Here is a 20,329-nt window from a genome sequence, read left to right as displayed (position 1 = left end):
GAGGGGTTCTCCGTTAAAAACAGTCAATCATATCAGGTAAGTCAAAAGCTGCCGCGCACGCCGAAAGCGATGGTTCTGCCGTTGTACAGGGCGTTGTCCAGCCGGCTGTTCGGATCGCCGTTGAGGCCGCGGGGGTCTTCGAAATAATCGTACAGCAGCTCGTTGGTGAGGTTGAGCACATCCAAGCGCAGCTCGAGCGCGTCGCTGAGCCGATAGCTGACGGTGCCGTCGAGAAAGCCCTGGCCGGCGCTCCAGCGTTGGAGGTTCGACCCCTGGTTGTTCACCTCGATGATCGTGCGGTCGCGGTAATTATACGACCCGCGCAGCGCGAAGGGGCCGCGTTCATAAAAGCCGGTGACGCTGTAGGAATAGTCGGGGACGGTATTCACTTCGAACGACTGACCGTCGGTGGTGATGAAGGTGTTGCCCTGCGAATTGATCTTGGTGAAGCTGGTAATCACGCCGAGCCCGTCAAGCGGTTTGGGCAGGAAGCGGAAATTCTGCTGATAGGCGAATTCCAGTCCGCTGAGCTTCACCGTTCCCGAATTGAAGAAGGTATCGAGCGAGATCGGCAGGTCGGGATCGATCCGGCCATTGGCATCCTGAAAGGTCGGCCCCAGCGCATTGTCGGGCAGGCCGAGCGAGCTGAACGGCACCAATATCCGCTGCGATTGGGTGGTATCCTTTAGCGTCTTGCTGAAATAGCCCGCGCTCAGCAGCCCGCCGGGAGCGAAATACCATTCGATGCCGGCATCATATTGGGTCGCGATCTGGGGCAGCAAATTGGGATTGCCGGCGATTGCGCGCGCTTCGAACCGGTTGGGAATCCGAGTGTTCCCCGCGATGTTCGACAGGCTGGCGCGGGTGATCGTCTTGCCTGCCGAACCGCGGATCAGCAGGTCGTCGAAAATATCGAAGGCAAGGCTGAACGACGGCAGCCAATAGGCATAGCCGCCCTCGCTTTCGTTGGGGGTGAAGACGCCGTTGATCAGTGCGGCATTGTTGATGATCGTGCGCGTGTCCGAATAGCGGATGCCGACATTGCCGCGCAGCGCCCGCGTACCGATCGGCAGCTTCGCATCGGTTTCGAAGAACAGCGACGTCACCTGTTCCTCGGCCCGGAAGCTCGAATCGACTCGGATCGGTGCCGCGCGGTTGAACCCGTTGGCATCGAGCGTGCCATTCACGAAATCGCGCGAGAACGTCGCCCATTGCGAAGGAAAGCCGTCATTGCCGCCATTGGGCAGCGCACCGATCGGCACGAACGGATCCATGAAGCCATAAATGTCGAGCTGGCGGAAGGTCTGGCCGCCGGGAAGCTGGCTGCTGCTGGCCAGGGCTGATCCGTCGCGCAGTTCGGCGTCCTTCACGGTCGAGACATAGCTTGCGCCGAACCGCGCCTGTAGCTCCAGCTTGCCCAGCGGTTCGGGCGTGTAATCGGCGACCAGCCGCGCGGTCTTCTGTTCGTCGATTTCGCGATTGAGGAAGAAGCCGAGCGACGGGTCGTTATTGCCCGATGTGCGATAGGTGTTGGGATCGGTGAAATCGACCGGCGACGATATGGTCGGATACACGCGATCGACCGTGGGATCATAGGTCACGTCGACGTTATAGGCGTTGTACACGATCCGGTTGGCCGAATATTCGGCGCGGCTGCGGCTGTAATTGACCTGGCCCGAAAATTTCAGATTGTCGGTCGCATCCCAGATACCGCGCGCGATGCCGTACATGAAGCGCGTCTTGGCATCGTAATAATAGCTTTCGCTGAGCAATTGCGCGTTGCCGAACGTGCCGAAGATGTTGTTGTTGTCGTCGATCGCGATGTCGATCGGGATCAGGCCGTTATTATTGTTGCGTCCCGGCGCTGCGGTGCGATCGATGGTGCGGGTGTTGCGAACCGGCACACCGAAAGTGAATTCGTCACGGGTGTCGGTGAGGTTGGCATAGATGCCATCGACGCTGAAATCGATCGTGTCGGTCTTATATTGCAGCGACGCGGTAGCACCCAGCCGTTCGCGCTCGTTCGACGAGGCATAGGCGCGGAAGAAGCGCGGCATGAAGGCGTTGTCGACCTGCTGCCGGCTGAGGCCGCCCAGGTTCGCGCGCGGGCTGTCGAAATCGAGCACGAAGGGAAATTGCCCGGCCAGCGTGCCCGGCGGTCGCTGCGCCGCGGGAAGATAGCCGATCGGCCCGAGTGCTGGCGGGCTGTAGCCGCCGGTCGACTGAAAGCCCGAGCGCAGATTTTCGCTGCGGGCATAGGCGACGCCGATCAGGACACCAAAATCGCCGGCGGTTTCGCTGATCAGGAACGATCCACGCGGGTTCAGCTTTTCCGATGCGGTGTTGTACTGACCAGTGGCAGTGTAGCGGATGACCCGCCCCGCACTGTCGAACGGGCGCGGCGTTTGCAGATCGATATTGCCGCCGATGCCGCCTTCCTCGAGGCTGGCGAGCGGGGTCTTGTACACATCGACGCGGCCGAACAGTTCAGACGGAAACACGTCGAAATTGAAGTCGCGGCTGGCCCCGCCGACATTCGATGACGAGGTGGTGCGGACGGGCGCGCCGTTGATCGTGGTGACCGAGAATTGCGATCCCAGCCCGCGAATGCTGATCCGTTGCCCTTCATTGCTGGCACCGTCGCGCGACAGGAACACGCCGGGAATCCGCTGAAGCGATTCGGCGACATTCTGTTCGGGGAATTTGCCGATGTCTTCGGCGACGATCGAATCGCGAACGCCGATGGCCTCACGCTTCAGGTCCAGCCCCTTTTGCAGGCTTGAGCGAAAGCCGGTGACGATGATCTCCGCAGGCGTCGTGCCGTCGGGATCATCCCGTGGCGGGGTTTCGGATTGGGGCTGGGGCGGCGGTGGTGCCGGCTGGGTGGTCTGCGCCAAGGCTGGCGATGACAGCATCACCGAAAGCGCCGCGAACGAAATCGAACCGAATAACGTTGATCGTCCCATGTCCTGCCCCCTTTTCGCGCCGCTATCTTGCTGGCTGCCGAGTTATCATACAAATTTGGCAGGGGCGGTCAATCGTCATACTTATGCCGCCGGAGGCTTGGCGGCGGCGATCTCGTTGCTGAGTTCGGAATGGCGGCTGAGGCTTTCCTGCATGTGCCGGCGGGCGGCGGCGCGGGCGCGCGACGGGTTCATCCGCACGATTGAATCGAGGATCGCGTCATGCTCGGCGCGCACCTTTGCGGCATAGGCCTGGTGCGCGGGTTCGGGCTGATCGCGCAGATACAAGCTGCGCGGCGGGACCAGGCGCAGGCCCAGAAAGTCGATCAGCCGGACATAATAGTCATTCTGCGTGGCGCGCGCGATCGCCAGGTGAAACTCGACATCGGCCTGTGCCGCGGCGACCGGATCGTCGCCGACCTCGGCCATATGGCGCAAGGCATCGCGCATCTCATTGATATTAAAAGTGGTTCTGCGGGCCGCCGCGAGCGCGGCCATTTCGGTTTCGACCGCCAGCCGCATTTCAAGCAGCTTGATGACGTCAGAAAGCTCACGCATTTCGCCACGCGTCACCTGAAATGCTCGATAGCGGGCATCGTCAGCCACGAACACGCCCGAACCCTGGCGCGACACCGTCAGCCCCTGCGCCTCTAGCCGCGCCACCGCCTCACGCACCACGGTGCGGCTGACCGATTCGCGCTCGGCGATGATCTTTTGCGTCGGGAAACGCGATCCCGGCGGCATGAGCCCCGAGGTGATCTGTGCCTCCAGCTTGGCGAACAGCGTATCGGTGAGTGATGCCGATTTGCTCATGGCGCTTCCCCTAAATCCCGCGATGCAACCGGCACCGCGCGATGCATCTGTGCTGGATTCACTCGATGCTTGGCAAGAGTTGTATGATGACTTATCCGTCTTTCAAACAGCGGAGCGCGCTGGCAGCGACGAAGCGGAAGGGGCGATGATGGTCGGATGGCGGGTGGCGGGCGGCGCCGTTTCGATCGCGTTGGCGCTGGTCGGGGGAGCAGTCGCGGCGCGGCAGCAGGCGGCACCGCTCCCGCTGGTCGTCTCGCCGCTGCCGCCGCCGCCCGATCGCAATCCGGCGGCGCGCGTGGTGCTGGCCGAATATCGCCACGACGATCTGTTGTGGGAAAATGACCGCACCGCGCACCGCATCTATGGCCATGCGCTGGAGGCGATCGAGCCGCCATCGGGATCGGGCATCGATTCCTGGGGCAAGAACGTGGCGTGGCCCTTTGCCGATCGCCAGCTTCGCACCGGCGACCAGCATGGCTTTCACGGCGAGGGCATGGATTTCTACAATGTCGGCACCGGGCGCGGGGCCGGCGGGCTGGGCGTGTGGCACGACAACAAGCTGTGGACGTCGCGCAATTTCGTGCGCCACCGGGTGCTGCGCGACGGCCCCGATGTCGCCGATTTCGAGGTCGATTATGCGCCCTGGCCGGTCGATGTCGATCGCAAGGTGTGGGAAACGCGGCGCTTCACGTTGCCGCTGGGGACGCATTTCACGCGGATGGTGTCGACCTTGTCGTCGGACCGCGCCGGCCCGCTGGTGGTGGGGATCGGGATCGGCAAACATGCTGCCGGGGCGGGCGGGCAGATCAGCGTCGATGCGCGGCGCGGTATCCTGTCTTTCTGGGGGCCGGAGAATGGCGATCATGGTCGCATGGCAATCGCGATCCGCGTCGATCCGGCGATGATCGTCGATACGCGCGCCGATGCCGACAATCATCTGGTGCTGCTGCGCGTTCAGCCGGGCAGGCCATTTGTCTATTACAGCGGATCGGCCTGGAGCCTGGGGCAGGGCGGCTTCACCACGCGCGCCGCCTGGGACGCGCATGTCGCCGCCGAACGCCTGGATTTCGCGCCGCCACCGGCAAGCGCACGATAGGGGATGAGTGATGGAACGGCGTGATTTTCTGGCTGCGATGACGGTGGGTGCAGCGGCAGGCGGGGTGCCGCTGGCGGGGGCGACACCACAGCGCCAGGGTGGGGCGGCGGCACGTCTGCCCAGCGGCGCTGCCGACCGGGCGTTCATGCTCGACATTCTCGAGCGGATGGCGACGCCGGTGCTGGGGCGAATGGCGCGCGGGCGGCTGCGCGCCGAATGGAAGCCCGAGGTGAGCGCGACGTGGGACAAGCGCGGGATCGAGGTCGCCTATCTCGAGGGTTTCGGCCGGTTGATCGACGGGATCACGCCGTGGCTGGCGCTGGCCGATAGCGGCGATGCCGAAAGCCGGCTGCGCGCGCGGCTGCGCGACCAGGCGCTGGAGAGCTATGCCCAATCGGTGATGCCCGGCGGGGCCGACCGGCTGGCATGGGACGGCCATGGCCAGGCACTGGTCGATTCGGCCTATTTCACCAGCGCGCTGCTGCGGGCGCCCAAAACCTTGTGGGAGCCGCTCGACGCACCGACCAAGCAGCGGATCATCGCGGTGATCCAGGGGCTTCGCCGGGTGTCGCCGCCCTATAGCAACTGGCTGTTGTTCGCGGCGATGAACGAGGCGTTCCTGCTGGCGGTGGGGGCGCAATGGGATCCGGTGCGGATCGACCTGGCGCTGCGCAAGTTCGGCGAATGGTATGTCGGCGATGGCTGGTATGCCGATGGCGTCGATTTCCATTACGACTATTACAACAGCTACGTCATCCACCCGATGCTGACGCAGATTCTGGGCGTGCTGGTCGATCGCAAGGCGGGGTTCAACAGCCTGAAGCCCGAGGAGCGGCTGGCGGTGCAGCTCAAGCGGATGCAGCGATATGCCGAGCATCTGGAGCGGATGATCGGCCCCGACGGTGCATTTGCCGCGATCGGGCGATCGCTGACCTATCGGACCGCGGCACATCAGCCGCTGGCGATGCTGGCGTGGCGCAAGCAATTGCCAGCGACCCTGCCCGAGGGGCAGGTGCGCGCGGCGACGGTGGCCGCGCAGCGGCGGATATTCGCCGATCCGTCGAACTTCGATGCCGATGGGTTTCTGACGATCGGCTTTACCCGGCACCAGCCTTCGCTGGGCGATTGGTATTCGAACGCCGGCAGCATGTATATCGCATCCGAAAGCCTGTTGGCGCTGGGGCTGCCCGCCAGCGATCCGTTCTGGACGGTGACGGGGCAGGAATGGACGATGCGCCGCGCCTATTCGGGGCAGGATTTCCGCAAGGATTATTACGTCGATTATTGAGCGGGGGCGTCAATCCTCGTCGATCGTGATGTCGATCGCGCGGATGCGGTCGTGCCGGGCGTTATGCAGTTGGCGCAGCCGTTCGATCTGCGACAGCGACGCGGTGATGATCGCTGCCGGGGCAAGCTGGCCGGCGCGGTGCATCGCCACGATGCTGGCGTCGTCGAGCGTGGCCAGCGCCGACCCGGCCAGGCTGTACAGCCCCTCGATCGCATGGACTCGGTTGTCGTCGAAGCGCAGGTTCAGGCGGAGCCGACAGATCAGGCGCAATCGGGCATAGGTGTCGATCAGCGCCTGCGCGGCGGCGACGTCGGCGATGATATGATCCAGCTCGGCGCGAAGGCGATCGGCCAATGCGGTCGTGCCGGTGGCGTCGAACAGCGCTTCGCCTTGTGGCCCGAGCGAGGGATCGTCTTCATCGACGGCCAGTCCCGCTTCACCGGCAGGGTCGAGGCGGAAGCCGGTCAGCATCGCGGCACGGGGGACATAGGTTGCGCCGATCGCGCCGTCATGGCTGAACAAATTGCCCGGTTCGACCAGCCCCATCAACGCGATCAGGTTGAACCGCCCGGTATGCGCGTCCTTGGCCAGGCACAGAGGCGTATCGGCGGCAGCAAGCGCGATTTCAGAGATGCCGACCTGTGCCAGCCGCCGCGCCGCCGCGCCGCGCAATGGCTGGACGCACAAACCGGCATGGCGTGTCCGGTCGAGCGGGCGGATCGCGGTCATATCGTTGGCAGGCCATGTTCGCGGATCGCGCGCAGCAGCTCGCGATGCCGCGGGAGTTGCCGACCAAGCTCGGCCCCCATCTTGTCCGATCGGCGCAACCATTTCGCGGCGGTGGCCGCTGCCGGGGCTGCGGCGTCGATCTGTGGATAGCTGGTTTCGAAGCGCATGCCGTGCATCACATATTGGTAGCTGGGCCAGGAAAACACCTCGCGCGCATGGGCGAAGTCGCCGGGCGCGGGGGGGTGATCGCGCCAGAAGGCAAGCCGTTCGCGAAGCGAATCGGGCAGCGAGGAGGGCGCGGTGTGGTCGCGCCAGAAATCGGTGTCGGTGCGCTTGGTCAGCGCATAATGGAGTTTCAGAAACTCGATGATTCGCACCCAGTGATGCTGGAAGGTCGCGTTGAACTGGCGCGCGGCCATGTCCATCGCGGCGCGTGTGCGCGGGATGCGGTCGGCGATCGCGTCGGTCGACGCCTCGACCAGCATCAGCGCCGATGCCTCGAGCGGTTCGACAAAGCCAGCCGACAAGCCGATCGCGACGCAATTGCGCTCCCAGAAGCGTTCGCGATGGCCTGCGTCGATATTGATCTTGCGCGTGGCGAGCGGTTCGGCGGCGGCACCGACATAGCGGCGCAGGGTGCGTTCGGCGGTTTCGTCGTCGACATGCGCGCTGCTGTAGACATAGCCGACGCCGCGCCGGGTCCACAGGCCGATATCCCATACCCACCCCGAATCCTGCGCGGTGGCGATGGTGTGGCAGGCGATCGGATCGTCGGGAGTGGCATGCGGCACCTGCATCGCGATCGCGCGATCGGCAAACAGCACGTCGTTGCAGCGGCGAAAGGGAATTTCATAGACCCCGCCGATCAGCAGCGCGGCAAAACCGGTGCAATCGACGAACAAATCGCCGCGCACGATCCGGCCATCGGACAGCTCGACTCCGTCAATATCGCCATCATCGGCGACCAGCACCCGCGCCACATCGCCTTCGATATGGTCGACGCCAAGCCGATCGACCGCATGTTCGCGCAATACCGTGGCGAATTTTCCGGCGTCGAGGTGATAGGCGTAATTGGCATGGCCCGCATATTGCGGCGTGGTGATCGATTTTGGGGCCAGCCCAGCATCGCACAGCCCGGCCTGATAATCGGCCCAATGCGCGAAATCACGGTTCGCGTCTGATGCCTGGGTATCATTCCAGTGGCTCGAAAGATCGATTTCGGTCGAACCGGCCGGCGGGTTGAGCGGGTGATAATAGGCGTCGCCGGGAGTGCCGTCGGTCCAGCCGACGAATTGCGCGCCCTGTTTGAATGCAGCATCGCAGCGCCGGATGAAATCGCCCTCGTCGAGGCCGATTTTTGCCAGCGTGTTTCGCATCGTCGGCCAGGTGCCTTCGCCGACGCCGATCGTGCCAATCTTTGCCGATTCAACAAGTTTTACGGTGATTCGGTTCGCCTGGTTACGATTGGCGGCGGCGATTCGTGCGGCGGCGATCCACCCTGCCGTGCCGCCGCCGACGACTACGATGGTCTCGACCAGTCCATCGTTCGTCGCGCTTGATGCCGTGTCCATGTCCGCTCCTAGCAACTATCCGTCAATGCGATCAATCGATGCTATTTGGATGTTGTTTATATCATATAATTCACATACCGTAAGTTCAACACCCGAAACAGGGTGGGCTTTTGGACAGGGGATGAAAGATGCGCTTTGACGATCTCGTTTCGCTGCGCGGTGGGTTGTTCGCGACCACCGCACTTGCCGGCCTGCTGGTGCTGGCACCCACGTCGGCATATGCTCAGGACACCACGCCGCAGCCGCCGATCGATCCCGATCCGCTCACCGACATCATCGTCACCGGCATTCGCGGCAGCATCGAATCATCGGCAGCGCAAAAGCGCGAGGCGAGCGGCATCCTCGATGCGATTTCGTCCGAGGATCTGGGCAAGTTTCCCGACGCCAACGTCGCCGAATCGCTGCAGCGTATTCCCGGCGTCGCGATTGATCGTAGCAACGGCGAAGGCCAGTCGGTCACCGTGCGCGGGCTTGGCCCGACTTTTAATACCGTTTTATTCAACGGGCGCAGCTTTGCCTCGGACAATTTCAACCGCGCCTTTTCCTTTGACCTGATTCCTGCCGAGCTGATCAGCGGCGCCCAGGTGTATAAAAGCGCGCTGGCTCCGTTGCAGGGTGGCGGCATCGGCGCGACCATCAACGTCGAAACACCGCGCCCGCTGGACGTGAAGGGGTTTCGCGGAATCGTTTCGGGCAAGGCGCTGTACGAAGCCAATAGCGAAAAAGTAACGCCGCAATTGTTCGGCCTGGTCAGCAACACGTTCGACGACGGGCGGTTCGGATTACTTGCGTCGATCTCGTATCAGCGCCGCATTGCGTCGATCGACCGGACGACCACCGACGGCTATATTCCCAACACCACGATCGGGCCGTCGAGTGCGCCGATCGCGCGCAACGTATATGCCCCGCGCAACCAGGATGTCGGCAACACCCGCGATGATCGCACCCGGCTGGGGGCCACCGTCGTCGGCCAGTTCGCGCCGAACGACACGCTGACCTTCACAGTCGATGGTTTGTATAACCGCTTCAAGAGCGATCAGGAAACCCGATCGCTGGGTAGCTGGTTCGAACCATCGAGCTATGCCACCGCGACGATCGACGAAAACCGGTCGGTCACGGCGCTGACGACCAGCGGCAATGCCGATTTCATCGCGTCGGGCAGCGTGCGCGAAACCACGACCTATCAGGCCGGGTTCAACACCGAATGGCAGCCCAGCGATTCGTTGCGGATGGTGCTGGATGCAAGCTGGTCGCGCGCCAAGAACGATGGCGGCGGGCGCAATTTCTTTGCCGTGATCGGATCGCCCAGCGCCTATAGCTGGACCGCAGCCGAGGGCGGCGGCGTGCCCTCTACCTTTGGCTATGGCCCCGCCGTCTTCAGCAATCCGGCACTTGGTCGGACGCATATCGCGGTCGTCGGCGGCAATGACGTGACTGAATTGGTGAACGAGTTCCGCTGGAACAACGAATGGCAGCCGGGCGGTGATCTGGTGCGGATGGTGCGGTTCGGCGCGATGCGGACGATGCGCGACAAGGACAATCTGCCGATCACGTCGGACCCCAATATCGGCTGCGTCTATTGCGGATATTCGACGCTGGCCGATCCGACGCTGCTGACCCCGTTTTCGCTGAAATCCTTTAGCGGCGACAATGTGCCGCGCAATTTCTTCACCTTCGATGCCCGGCGCTATCTCGATTTCCTGGCAAGCCCGGCGGCGACCACCGCGCTCGATCTGGCGCGCGGCCAGCCGGCGGGAACGACGGCGGCGATCTATGCCGCCTCGAACGGCTATGCCGCCACGCCGCAGCCGGGCGCGCGGGTGAAGGAAACCGTCTATGCCAGCTATGTCGATGCCGATTTCGAGAACGAGATCGGCGGCATGACGCTGTTCGTCAACATCGGGGCGCGGTATGAATATACGCAGCTCAGTTCATCGGGCCAGCAATTGCAGTTGACCGATCTGCTGCCGGTGACGGGCGATCCGACGATCTACAACGGCGTCTATGCCAATGGTCGTGAGGCGATCCCGATCACACGCCGGTCGAACTACAGCAACTTGCTGCCGGCGGCGAACGTCCGGCTGAGCATCACGCCGCAGCTTCAGATGCGTGTCGCCGCTTATCGCACGCTAACCCGGCCGGCGATCGGCGATCTGGCCCCCAGCCTGGACATCGGCACGCTCCGGCCAGCGACGCTGACCGCCAGCGGCGGCAACCCGGCGCTTCGCCCCTACAGCGCCGACAATGCCGATCTGTCGGTCGAATGGTATCCGACGCGCACGACCACGTTGTCGGCGGCGGTGTTCTTCAAGAAGATCGACGATTTCGTCATCCAGAGCTTCGCGCTCGAGGATTTCGCCATCGCCAATGCCGGCGGGTTGCCGATTGGCGGGCTGATCGTCGGGCCGAACGCGGCGCGGTTCAGCGTTCGCCGCCCGCGCAATGCCGAAGCGCTGGAGGTAAGGGGGCTGGAGCTGAACCTGGTCCATACGCTCGATTGGGCACCGGGGGTGTTGAGCGGCCTGGGCGTTCAGGCCAACGCCACCTTTGTCGACACCAACCGTCCGTTCGACGTCGACCAGGTCGGCCAGTCCTTTGCCGCCGAGGGGATCGGCAATTCACAGAACGCGACGGTGTTCTATGAAAAGTTCGGGGTGTCGGCGCGGCTTGCGTATAACCGCCGCGAACGCTTCCTGCAGACACTGGCGGGCGGGCCGGGCAACGAACCGGTCTTCGTCCGCAACTATGGCCAGTTCGACGGCAGCGCGGCGCTGAACATCAATTCGTTCGCGCAAGTGTTTGTCGAGGGGACTAATTTGTTCAACGCCAAATATATCACCACCGGGCGGTTCGATAATCAGGTGCTGACCTTCCAGAATTTCGGTCCGCGTTATGATGCCGGGGTTCGCTTCTCGTTCTAATATTGCATGCTGCCGGCGCGGACGACGATCGATCGGTTACGGTCCGGTCGTCGTTCGCGGCCTGTTTTTATGAAAGGTGAATCATGAAGCGACTTCTGGCGATCCTCGCGATCGATTTGTTGGGGGCGTCGTCCGCCGCGATCGCCCAAAGCACGATCGCCGTGGCACCGCAGCAGATCGATGCGTCGCGGCCAGATTGGGAAAATCCGGCGATCAACGCACGCGGCAAGCTGCCAGCGCGCGCGACCGGATTCCCGTTCGAAACGCGCGCCGCCGCGCTGGCGGGCGACCGCGCGAGATCGATCCGTTTCGTCGATCTCAACGGCGAATGGCAGTTTCACTTCAGCAAATCGGTGGCAGGCGCGCCTGAGGGGTTTGAACGCCCCGATTTCGACGTGTCGGCGTGGCAAAAGATCAAGGTGCCCGCGATGTGGCAGGCCGAGGGCTATGGCCAGCCCAAGTTCAACAACATCGTATACCCCTTTCCTGCGAACCGTCCGCTGGTGCCGCATGACGACAATGAAACCGGGTCGTACCGCCGCGATTTCGACGTGCCTCCGACCTGGGCGGGCGAGCGGATCGTGCTGCATATCGGCGCGGCGGGATCGGCCTATCGCGTCTGGGTGAACGGCGTCGACATCGGCTATGCTGAGGATTCGAAGCTGCCTTCGGAATTCGATGTCTCGCGCGCGCTTCGCCCCGGGCGCAACAGCGTGGCGATCCGAATCCATCGCTGGTCAGACGGGTCGTATCTGGAGGATCAGGATTTCTGGCGCGTCTCGGGGATCGAGCGCGACGTGTATCTGAAGGCTGAGCCCAAGACCGGCATTCGCGATCATTTCGTCAAGGCGGGGCTGGATGCCGGCAATCGCAACGGCGTGTTGCGGACCGAAGTGACGCTGGACGAAGCACCGGCGGCGCGCACCGCGCGGATCGTGCTGCTGGACGGCGACCGCGAAATCCTGACCCAATCGGTGGCGGTGCCGGCGGGGAAGGGGCGAACCGTCGCGCTTGCCGGCGACGTCGCGGGCGTGCGGCCCTGGACGGCGGAGACGCCCAATCTCTACACGCTGCTGATCGAGCTGCTGGGGGCTGATGGGGCGGTGATCGAGGCGAACGCACAGCGGATCGGCTTTCGCACCGTCGAGATCAAGGACGGGCTGGTCCAGGTCAATGGCCGCCCGATCACCATTCGCGGGGTCAATCGCCATGAACATGATCCCGAGACGTTCCATGTCGTGTCCGAAGCATCGATGCGCCGCGATCTGGAGCTGATGAAGCGCGCCAACATCAACGCGCTGCGCACCTCGCATTATCCCAATGATCCGCGCCTCTACGCACTGACCGACGAGATCGGGATGTATGTGATGGATGAGGCCAATATCGAAAGCCACATGTATATGGAGGCGGGCAATCGCGACCCGGCCAACCGCGCCAAATACCAGCTCGGCTTCGATCCCGCCTGGAAGGATGCGCATGTCGACCGCGTCACCAACATGGTCGAGCGCGACAAGAACCATCCCTCGATCATCTTTTGGTCACTGGGCAATGAAGCCGGCATCGGCCCCAATTTCGATGCCGCCGCCGCCGCGATCCGCCGCCGCGATCCGGGGCGGCTGATCTCGTATCTGGGCTGGGGGACGCTCGATTGGGAGCATCAGCCCAATGCTTATGCCGACATTTATGCGCCGATGTATGACGACATCGAAAAAATGGTCGACTGGGCACAGGATCCCACGCGGACCCAGCCGATGATCCAATGCGAATATGCCCATATGCAGGGCAATTCGGGGGGTAATTTCCAAGATTATTGGGACACCATCTACGCGCATCCGCACAAATTGCAGGGCGGCTTCATCTGGGACTGGGTCGATCAGTCGATGTATCGCTATACCAAGGATGGCCGGCGCTATTGGGGCACTGGCGGCGAATATGGTCCCAATCCCGGCGGCGACATCGAATATGGCGACGGCATGATCCAGCCCGACCGCACGCCCAATCCGCATTTCTATGAAGTGCAGAAAGTGTACGCGCCGGTCCAGTTCGAGCAGTTCGATCCGGCCAGCGGGCGGATCACCGTGCGCAACCGCCATGATTTCCGCGACCTGTCGGGGTTCGATTTCGACTGGCGGGTTGAGGAAGACGGCGTGACCGTCGCGCAAGGCCGGCTGTCGCCGCTCGCCACCCCGGCGCGCGGGGCCGAGGCGATCGCGCTACCGCTGCCCTCGATCCGCCGGCGTGGAGGCGCGGAGTATTTCGTTACCGTGCGCGCGCTGGCCAAGGATGGGGCGGTGCCGCTAGTGCCGGCGGGGCATGTCGTCGCGTGGGATCAGTTCGCGCTGGATAGCGCCGCTGCACCGATGCGCGCGGCGCTGCCTGCCGGCCGCGTGACGCTTGCCGACAGCGCCGATCGCGTGCGGGCAAGCGCCGGACAAACGACGCTGGCAATCGACCGCCGCACCGGATTGATCGAGCGCTATGCCAATGGCGATCGAACGCTGATCACCGGCGGCGCGCCCAATTTCCACCGCGCGCCGACCGACAACGACCTGGCCAACGGCAATTACGAGGCCGCGGCGCCGTGGCGCGAACTGGTGCGCGAAACCCAGGTTCGATCGGTGACGGCGCGGCAATTGCCCGGCGGCCAGGCCGAAATCCGCGTCGAACATGCTATGGGGGCAGGGGCCGCGCGCTTCGTCACCACCTATGTCATGGCGTCCGACGGCAGCGTCGATGTTGCAGGCGACTTCACCCCGCTGAAAAGCGATCTGCCGCCGCCGCCGCGCATCGGCCTGTCGTATAGCCTGCCGCAGACGATGCAGACCGTCGGCTGGTATGGCCGCGGGCCGCATGAAAGCTATGTCGATCGCAAGATCTCGGCCCCGATCGGGCGGTGGCGCGGGCCGATTGCGGCGCAGCATCATGATTATATGCGACCGCAGGATACCGGGAATAAGGTCGATGTGCGTTGGATGGAGCTGTCGGGCGGCAATGGCGGGGTTCGTATCCACGCCGAACAGCCGCTGATGATGCAGGCGCTGGCGTTTCCCTATACCGATCTCGATCGCCGTGCGCCCGGCACCTGGAATTCGGCGAGCATCGTGCCGCGCGAGCAAGTGTCGCTCAACATCGACGCGGCGCAATGGGGCGTCGGCGGCGACACTACCTGGAGCCGGGTCGGACAGCCGCACGGCAAATACCGCACCAAGCTGGAACCCGCGCGGATCGCGTTTCGCCTGACGCCATTCGCTGGCGAGGGGCTTTCGGGTGAGGGCGCGCAAATGGCGGTGGCGACGCAGGCCGAGTAGCGATGGCATCCGACAAGCACAGTTTCATATATCATGTTATTGATCGCGGCGAATATCTGACGGCGCCGCCTAGCCGCGCGGCATAACCCGTGCGAACATCGCCGCGCCGCTGCCGCTGCGTAGCTGGGTCACCGCCGCCTGTTCGAGGGCTATGGCGACGGTGCCGGCGAACGCATCGAGCAAGGCGCTGACTTCGGCGATCCGATCCTGGTTGATCCGGTAAAAGACCAGCTTTGCCTCGCGCCGGGTATGCACCAGTTCGGCTTTTCGCAGGATGCCGAGTTGCTGGCTCAAGGCCGGCTGGCCGACATTGGTGATCTGATCGATCTCGCCGACCGAGCGTTCCCCCGGGATCAGCGCGCGCAGCAGTGCCAGCCGGGTGCCATGTGCCAGCGCGCGCAGCAGTTCGGCTGATGCCTCGAGGTCGAGCGTTGCAATGTCGGTCATGGCTCAGCGCGCGTCCTTGATAGGCTGGTAGAACCAGTCGGAGGCTTCGGCTGCCCCCAGCACGTCGGCGATGTCGTGGCTGGGCACCGCCAGCAGATCGCTGCCCGGCATCCAGCCGGCGGGCGCGAGGGCGCTGCCGTCGTGAACCCGCTGAAGCGCCGCCACCAATCGGAGCATTTCATCGACCGAGCGACCGACGCTGGCGGGATAGCAGGTCGACGCGCGCAAGATGCCGTCGGGGTCGAGGAAATAGCTGGTGCGGACCGCGCTGGCGTCCATCGCGTTCGGCCCGACCATGCCATAGGCGCGGGCAATTTCGAGCGTCGGGTCTTCTATAATGGGGAAATCGACGACGACATCGAAGCGATCCTTGATCGCGCGAATCCAGGCGAGGTGCGAAAACAAGCTGTCGACCGACAACGCCATAAGCTCGCAGCCAAGCGTGGCAAAGCGATCATGCGCGCGCGCGATCGCGACGAATTCGCTGGTGCAGACCGGGGTGAAATCCGCCGGATGCGAAAACAGCGCCAGCCAGCGGCCGCGAAAGTCCGACAATGACACGACACCGCGAGTCGAGCGGGCGGTGAAATCGGGGGCTGCTTCACCAAGGCGCAGTGGCGAGCAGGCGGGTAATGACTCGGCGGACAAATCGGACCTCTCGTCTTTAGTGATCGGCATTGTCGCTGTTTAGCGCACTTGACGCAATAATGCTACACGATTATATGATACGTGTAATCGATACATTGAGGAGAGCCGAGATGACAACTGATCGGGACGAACCGCTCGCCCTTGCCAGCCATTTGGTCGAAGAAACGCGATCGGGCGGCATGCCGACGCCCGTGGTGCGCGCATTTTTCGATGAGCCCACCAATACCGCCAGCTATGTCGTGCATGACCCCGCCACCAAGGCGGCGGCGATCATCGACAGCGTGCTGGATTTCGATGCCGCCGCCGGGCGGACGCACCGCGAATCCGCCGACGCGATCATCGCTTATGTCCGCACTGAGGGGCTGACGGTCGAATGGCTGCTCGAAACCCATGCCCATGCCGATCACCTGTCCGCCGCGCCCTATCTGCAACAGCATCTGGGGGGCAAGCTGGCGATCGGGCGTGAGATCGTCACCGTGCAGAATGTATTCGGCAAGATCTTCAACGAAGGCAGCGAGTTCCAGCGCGACGGATCGCAGTTCGACAAATTGTTCGATGACGGCGACGGCTTTTCGATCGGATCGATCCGCGCGGTTGCGCTGCATGTGCCGGGGCATACGCCGGCGGACCTGGCTTATATCATCGGCGATACCGTGTTCACCGGCGATACGCTGTTCATGCCTGATTACGGCACTGCGCGCGCCGACTTTCCCGGCGGCGACGCGCGCGAGCTGTTTCGATCGATCCGCCGGCTGATGGAATTGCCCCGCGAGACGCGGACATTCCTGTGCCATGATTACAAGGCGCCCGGGCGCGACAGCTATGTCTGGGAAACCACCATCGGCCAGCAGCGCACCGCCAATGTGCATGTGCATGAAGGGGTGGGGGAGGACGAGTTCGTCGAAATGCGGACCCGGCGTGATGCGACGCTGTCGATGCCCAAGCTGATCCTGCCGTCGATCCAGATCAACATGCGCGGCGGCAATTTGCCCGAGCCAGAGGATAACGGCACCCGTTACCTCAAAATCCCGCTGGATGCGCTGTGATGTTTCCGGCCTATTCCATGCCGTTGCAGGGGCTGATCGGCGGGCTGATGATCGGCACCGCCGCAGCGATCATGCTGCTGGGTACCGGGCGCATCGCCGGGGTGAGCGGCATGGCGGCGCGCGCGATCGGGCTTGGCGGCGGCACGCCCCGGGCGCTGGCGATCGCCTTTGTCGTCGGGCTGCCGATCGGCGCGGCGCTGGTGGCGCTGCTGATCGGGCCGATCGAGTCGCGCTTTCCGATGAGCCTGGCGACGCTGGCGGTTGCCGGTCTTGTCGTCGGCATCGGCACGCGGCTGGGGTCGGGTTGCACCAGCGGTCATGGCGTGTGCGGCATGTCGCGCCTGTCGAAGCGATCGATCGTCGCGACGATCACCTTCATGGCAACGGGTTTCGCCACCGTGGCGATCGTCAACGGGATGGGAGGCGGCTGGTGAATCGAACCTTGATCAGCCTGATCGCAGGCATGTTGTTTGGCGCGGGGCTTGCGGTTTCGGGCATGCTCGATCCGGTGCGGGTGCGCGGCTTTCTCGACCTGTTTGGTCGATGGGATCCGACGCTGGCATTCGTGATGGGCGGTGCGATGATCCCGATGGCGCTGGCCTGGCTGGTGCAGCGGCGCATGGCCACCCCGATCGCAGAGGCGGCGTTTCACTTGCCCGATACCGATCCGGTCACGCCGCGCCTGCTTGGCGGATCGGCGATGTTCGGTATCGGCTGGGCATTGGGGGGCTTGTGCCCCGGCCCGGCGCTGGCCGCGCTGGCCATCAATCCGCTGGCGGCAATGGTGTTTATCGTGGCGATGATCGCCGGCTTCATCCTCGTCACGAAAATCGATGCCTTGCCCCAGCCGGCAATCGCTGACGCACGCTGAATTACCCAAGGAGAGGCGCGATGACCCCCCGCAAACTGGTCGACCATCTGCTGGTAGCAAGCCAGATCGTTGCCGATGACATCGACCAAGCTGCCGCCAGCGGGGTGCGATCGATCATCAACAACCGCCCCGATGGCGAAGAGCCGGGACAGCCGACCTCCACCGAGCTTGCCGCGCGGGCGGCGGCGAACGGTATCGCCTATCACCATTTGCCGATCAGCAACGGCAAGTTCGACGACGCCTCGATCCGTGCCTTTGGCGAAGCGTTGCGCGCATCTGACGGCGATACGCTGGCCTTTTGCCGCACCGGTACGCGCTCAACCACCTTATGGGCGCTGTCGCAGGCAGGAGTGCGGCCGACTGCGCAGATCCTCGAAGCCGCGAGCGCCGCTGGCTATAACCTGTCGGCACATCGCGCCCGGATCGCGGCGGCAAGTGCGCCGCAGGGCGGGGTGGGTGCCGATGTCACGCCCGCCGATCGCTATGACGTGGTCATTGTCGGCGGCGGGGCGGGGGGAATAGCGACCGCCGCATCGCTGCTGAAACGTGATACGACGATCCGCATCGCGATCGTCGAACCGCGCGGCGAACATCATTACCAGCCCGGCTGGACGATGGTGGGCGCAGGCGTGTTCGATCTGGATTCGACCTGCCATTCGATGGCGTCGGTGATCCCCAAGGGCGTGACCTGGGTGAAGGACGCGGTCGCCAGCTTTCAGCCCGAGCAGGACAGCGTGACGACGGCGCAGGGCAAAGTTTTGCGGTATCGCGCGCTGGTGGTGTCGCCGGGTATCAGCCTGGATTGGCAAAAGATCGACGGCCTGCCCGCAACGCTGGGCCGGAACGGCGTAACCTCGAACTTCGGCCACGAAACCGCGCCCTATACCTGGCAATTGGTGCGCCAATTGCGCGAAGGCGTGGCGCTGTTCACCCAGCCGCCGATGCCGATCAAATGCGCCGGCGCCCCGCAAAAGGCGATGTATCTGTCGTGCGATGCATGGGCCGATCGCGGCGTCCTCGACGATATCTATGTCGGGTTTCACAGCGCGGGTGCGGTGCTGTTCGGGGTGAAGGAATATGTGCCGGCGCTGATGCACTATGTCGAGCGCTATGGCATCGATCTGAACTTCGAATCGACGCTGGTGGCGGTCGATGGGCCGGGCAAGACCGCGACGTTCCGCGAAAAGGCGGGCGAAGTCACCCGCTGTTTCGACATGCTCCACGTCACTCCCCCGCAAAAGGCACCGGCGTTCATCGCCGACAGCCCGCTTGCCGACCGGGCCGGCTTTGTCGAGGTCGACCAGGTGACGATGCAGCATGTCCGCTATGCCAACATCTTCGGGCTGGGCGACGGCGGATCGACGCCCAATGCCAAGACGGCGGCGGCGGTGCGCAAACAAGCCCCGATCGTCGCGGTAAACCTGTTGGCGATGCTGGCGGGCAAACCGCCGGTCGCGGGCTATGACGGCTATGGCTCGTGTCCGTTGACCGTCGAGCGCGGCAAGATCGTGCTCGCCGAATTCGGCTATGGCGGCAAGCTGCTGCCAAGCTTTCCGACATGGCTGATCGACGGAACGCAGCCGCAGCGATTGCCCTGGCTGCTGAAATCCGAGGCGCTGCCGTGGATATACTGGAACGGCATGCTGAAGGGGCATGAATGGATGGTGTCGCCGCAAATGCTGCCCGCCGCCAGCGCGCAACAGGTCGCCTGAGCCATGATGATGCTCGAGCCGCTGCAATATCTGCTGGGTGCCCTTTCGGGATCGCTGGTCGGCTTCACGCTGGGCCTGGTCGGCGGTGGCGGGTCGATCCTGGCGGTGCCGTTGATGGTCTATCTGGTCGGCGTCACCAATCCGCATGTCGCGATCGGCACCTCGGCGCTGGCGGTGGCGGCGAATGCGGCGACCGGCCTGATCGGCCACGCCCGTGCGGGCAGCGTGAAGTGGCGCTGCGGCGCGATGTACGCGGCCGCCGGCGTGCTGGGCGCGTTCGGCGGATCGACGGTGGGGAAGGCGTTTGACGGCCAGAAGCTGCTGTTTCTGTTTGCGATCGTGATGGTGGTGGTCGGCGCGCTGATGCTGCGCGGTCGCCACGCGATCGGCATTCCCGGCGCACAATGCAATCGCACCAATGCGCCCAAAGTGCTGGGCTATGGCCTGGGGACCGGCGTGTTTTCCGGTTTCTTCGGCATTGGCGGCGGTTTCCTGATCGTGCCGGGGCTGGTCGCGTCGACCAGCATGCCGATCATCAACGCCGTCGGCACCAGCCTGGTCGCGGTGACCGCGTTCGGGCTGACGACCGCGCTGAACTATGCGTTTTCGGGGCTGGTGGATTGGGTATTGGCCGGGGTGTTTATCGGCGGAGGCATTATCGGCGGGCTGGGAGGTGCGATCGCGGCCAGAAAACTATCGGGCGGCGGGCATTTGACCACGGTGTTCGCGGTGCTGATCTTCGTCGTTGCGGCCTATATGCTCTGGAAAAGCGCGGCTGCTTTGTAAGGACGGACCCACCGGAATGTGTTGGGCCAAACTTACCGTGACCCATGTCTCAGACCCCGATCCGAAAGTAGTTGAGGGATACCAGTATGTTGTGATTCGCGCCGTCTTTGCGACGAGAGGGAGTGAAGCA

At 63.8% G+C, this 20,329-nt stretch carries 15 protein-coding genes; 9 read left to right on the top strand and 6 right to left on the bottom strand.

What is annotated here, in order from left to right:
* Positions 1-41: 41 nt before the first annotated feature.
* Positions 42-2,966, bottom strand: coding sequence for a TonB-dependent receptor (locus tag QU44_RS10025; RefSeq protein WP_033921989.1), 2,925 nt, complete (start codon positions 2,964-2,966; stop codon positions 42-44).
* Between the two features lie 81 nt (positions 2,967-3,047).
* Positions 3,048-3,776 carry a FadR/GntR family transcriptional regulator gene (locus tag QU44_RS10020; RefSeq protein WP_033921988.1) on the bottom strand — a complete coding sequence of 243 codons (729 nt, stop codon included), beginning with the start codon at positions 3,774-3,776 and terminating at the stop codon, positions 3,048-3,050.
* Positions 3,777-3,921: 145 nt separating this feature from the next.
* Here QU44_RS10020 and QU44_RS10015 point away from each other — a divergent pair, with 145 nt between their 5' ends.
* A complete protein-coding gene (locus QU44_RS10015) occupies positions 3,922-4,872 on the top strand; it encodes a DUF4861 family protein (protein ID WP_033922030.1) in 951 nt (316 codons plus the stop codon).
* A gap of 10 nt (positions 4,873-4,882) precedes the next feature.
* A complete protein-coding gene (locus QU44_RS10010) occupies positions 4,883-6,160 on the top strand; it encodes a DUF2264 domain-containing protein (protein ID WP_033922029.1) in 1,278 nt (425 codons plus the stop codon).
* Positions 6,161-6,169: 9 nt separating this feature from the next.
* Here QU44_RS10010 and QU44_RS10005 read toward each other — a convergent pair whose 3' ends face one another.
* Together QU44_RS10005 and QU44_RS10000 are read right to left on the bottom strand one after the other, a co-directional pair.
* Positions 6,170-6,889: a SapC family protein gene (locus QU44_RS10005; protein ID WP_033921987.1), complete on the bottom strand. Its 720-nt coding sequence runs from the start codon at positions 6,887-6,889 to the stop codon at positions 6,170-6,172.
* Complete coding sequence (locus QU44_RS10000) at positions 6,886-8,460, bottom strand: tryptophan halogenase family protein (protein ID WP_052134640.1); 1,575 nt, start codon at positions 8,458-8,460, stop codon at positions 6,886-6,888. The genes QU44_RS10005 and QU44_RS10000 overlap by 4 nt, the downstream gene beginning before the upstream one ends.
* Positions 8,461-8,588: 128 nt before the next feature.
* On the opposite strand from QU44_RS10000, the gene QU44_RS09995 reads away from it, so the two are divergent.
* A complete protein-coding gene (locus tag QU44_RS09995; RefSeq protein ID WP_033921986.1) occupies positions 8,589-11,381 on the top strand; it encodes a TonB-dependent receptor in 2,793 nt (930 codons plus the stop codon).
* Between the two features lie 83 nt (positions 11,382-11,464).
* A complete protein-coding gene (locus QU44_RS09990) occupies positions 11,465-14,689 on the top strand; it encodes a glycoside hydrolase family 2 TIM barrel-domain containing protein (protein ID WP_033921985.1) in 3,225 nt (1,074 codons plus the stop codon).
* A 69-nt stretch (positions 14,690-14,758) separates the two neighbouring features.
* On the opposite strand, the gene QU44_RS09985 is transcribed toward QU44_RS09990, so the two are convergent.
* Entirely contained in the window at positions 14,759-15,136 is a 378-nt protein-coding gene (locus QU44_RS09985; RefSeq protein ID WP_033921983.1) for an ArsR/SmtB family transcription factor, read from the bottom strand.
* Between the two features lie 3 nt (positions 15,137-15,139).
* The gene (locus tag QU44_RS09980; RefSeq protein ID WP_052134638.1) at positions 15,140-15,814 is read right to left on the bottom strand and encodes a peroxiredoxin; all 675 of its coding nucleotides are present in this window, start codon (positions 15,812-15,814) and stop codon (positions 15,140-15,142) included.
* 149 nt (positions 15,815-15,963) lie between these two features.
* Between QU44_RS09980 and QU44_RS09975 the strand changes: the two genes are divergently transcribed.
* From QU44_RS09975 to QU44_RS09955, 5 genes are read left to right on the top strand one after another with little or no spacing between them, the layout of a single operon-like run.
* Positions 15,964-16,830, top strand: coding sequence for an MBL fold metallo-hydrolase (locus QU44_RS09975; RefSeq protein ID WP_231621700.1), 867 nt, complete (start codon positions 15,964-15,966; stop codon positions 16,828-16,830).
* Positions 16,830-17,264 carry a YeeE/YedE family protein gene (locus tag QU44_RS09970; RefSeq protein WP_033921981.1) on the top strand — a complete coding sequence of 145 codons (435 nt, stop codon included), beginning with the start codon at positions 16,830-16,832 and terminating at the stop codon, positions 17,262-17,264. The genes QU44_RS09975 and QU44_RS09970 overlap by 1 nt, the downstream gene beginning before the upstream one ends.
* Positions 17,261-17,701: a DUF6691 family protein gene (locus QU44_RS09965; RefSeq protein WP_052134630.1), complete on the top strand. Its 441-nt coding sequence runs from the start codon at positions 17,261-17,263 to the stop codon at positions 17,699-17,701. Before QU44_RS09970 ends, QU44_RS09965 begins: the two co-directional genes overlap by 4 nt.
* Positions 17,702-17,721: 20 nt before the next feature.
* Entirely contained in the window at positions 17,722-19,413 is a 1,692-nt protein-coding gene (locus tag QU44_RS09960; protein WP_033921979.1) for a bifunctional protein tyrosine phosphatase family protein/NAD(P)/FAD-dependent oxidoreductase, read from the top strand.
* Between the two features lie 9 nt (positions 19,414-19,422).
* Positions 19,423-20,199, top strand: coding sequence for a sulfite exporter TauE/SafE family protein (locus QU44_RS09955; protein WP_443018086.1), 777 nt, complete (start codon positions 19,423-19,425; stop codon positions 20,197-20,199).
* The last annotated feature ends 130 nt before the right edge of the window (positions 20,200-20,329 follow it).

The organism is Sphingomonas sp. 37zxx (genome assembly GCF_000786205.1).
In the GTDB taxonomy this organism is placed as follows: domain Bacteria; phylum Pseudomonadota; class Alphaproteobacteria; order Sphingomonadales; family Sphingomonadaceae; genus Sphingomonas.
Note: the sequence above shows the minus strand (reverse complement) of the source record. Positions and strands in the feature narration are given on the sequence as shown.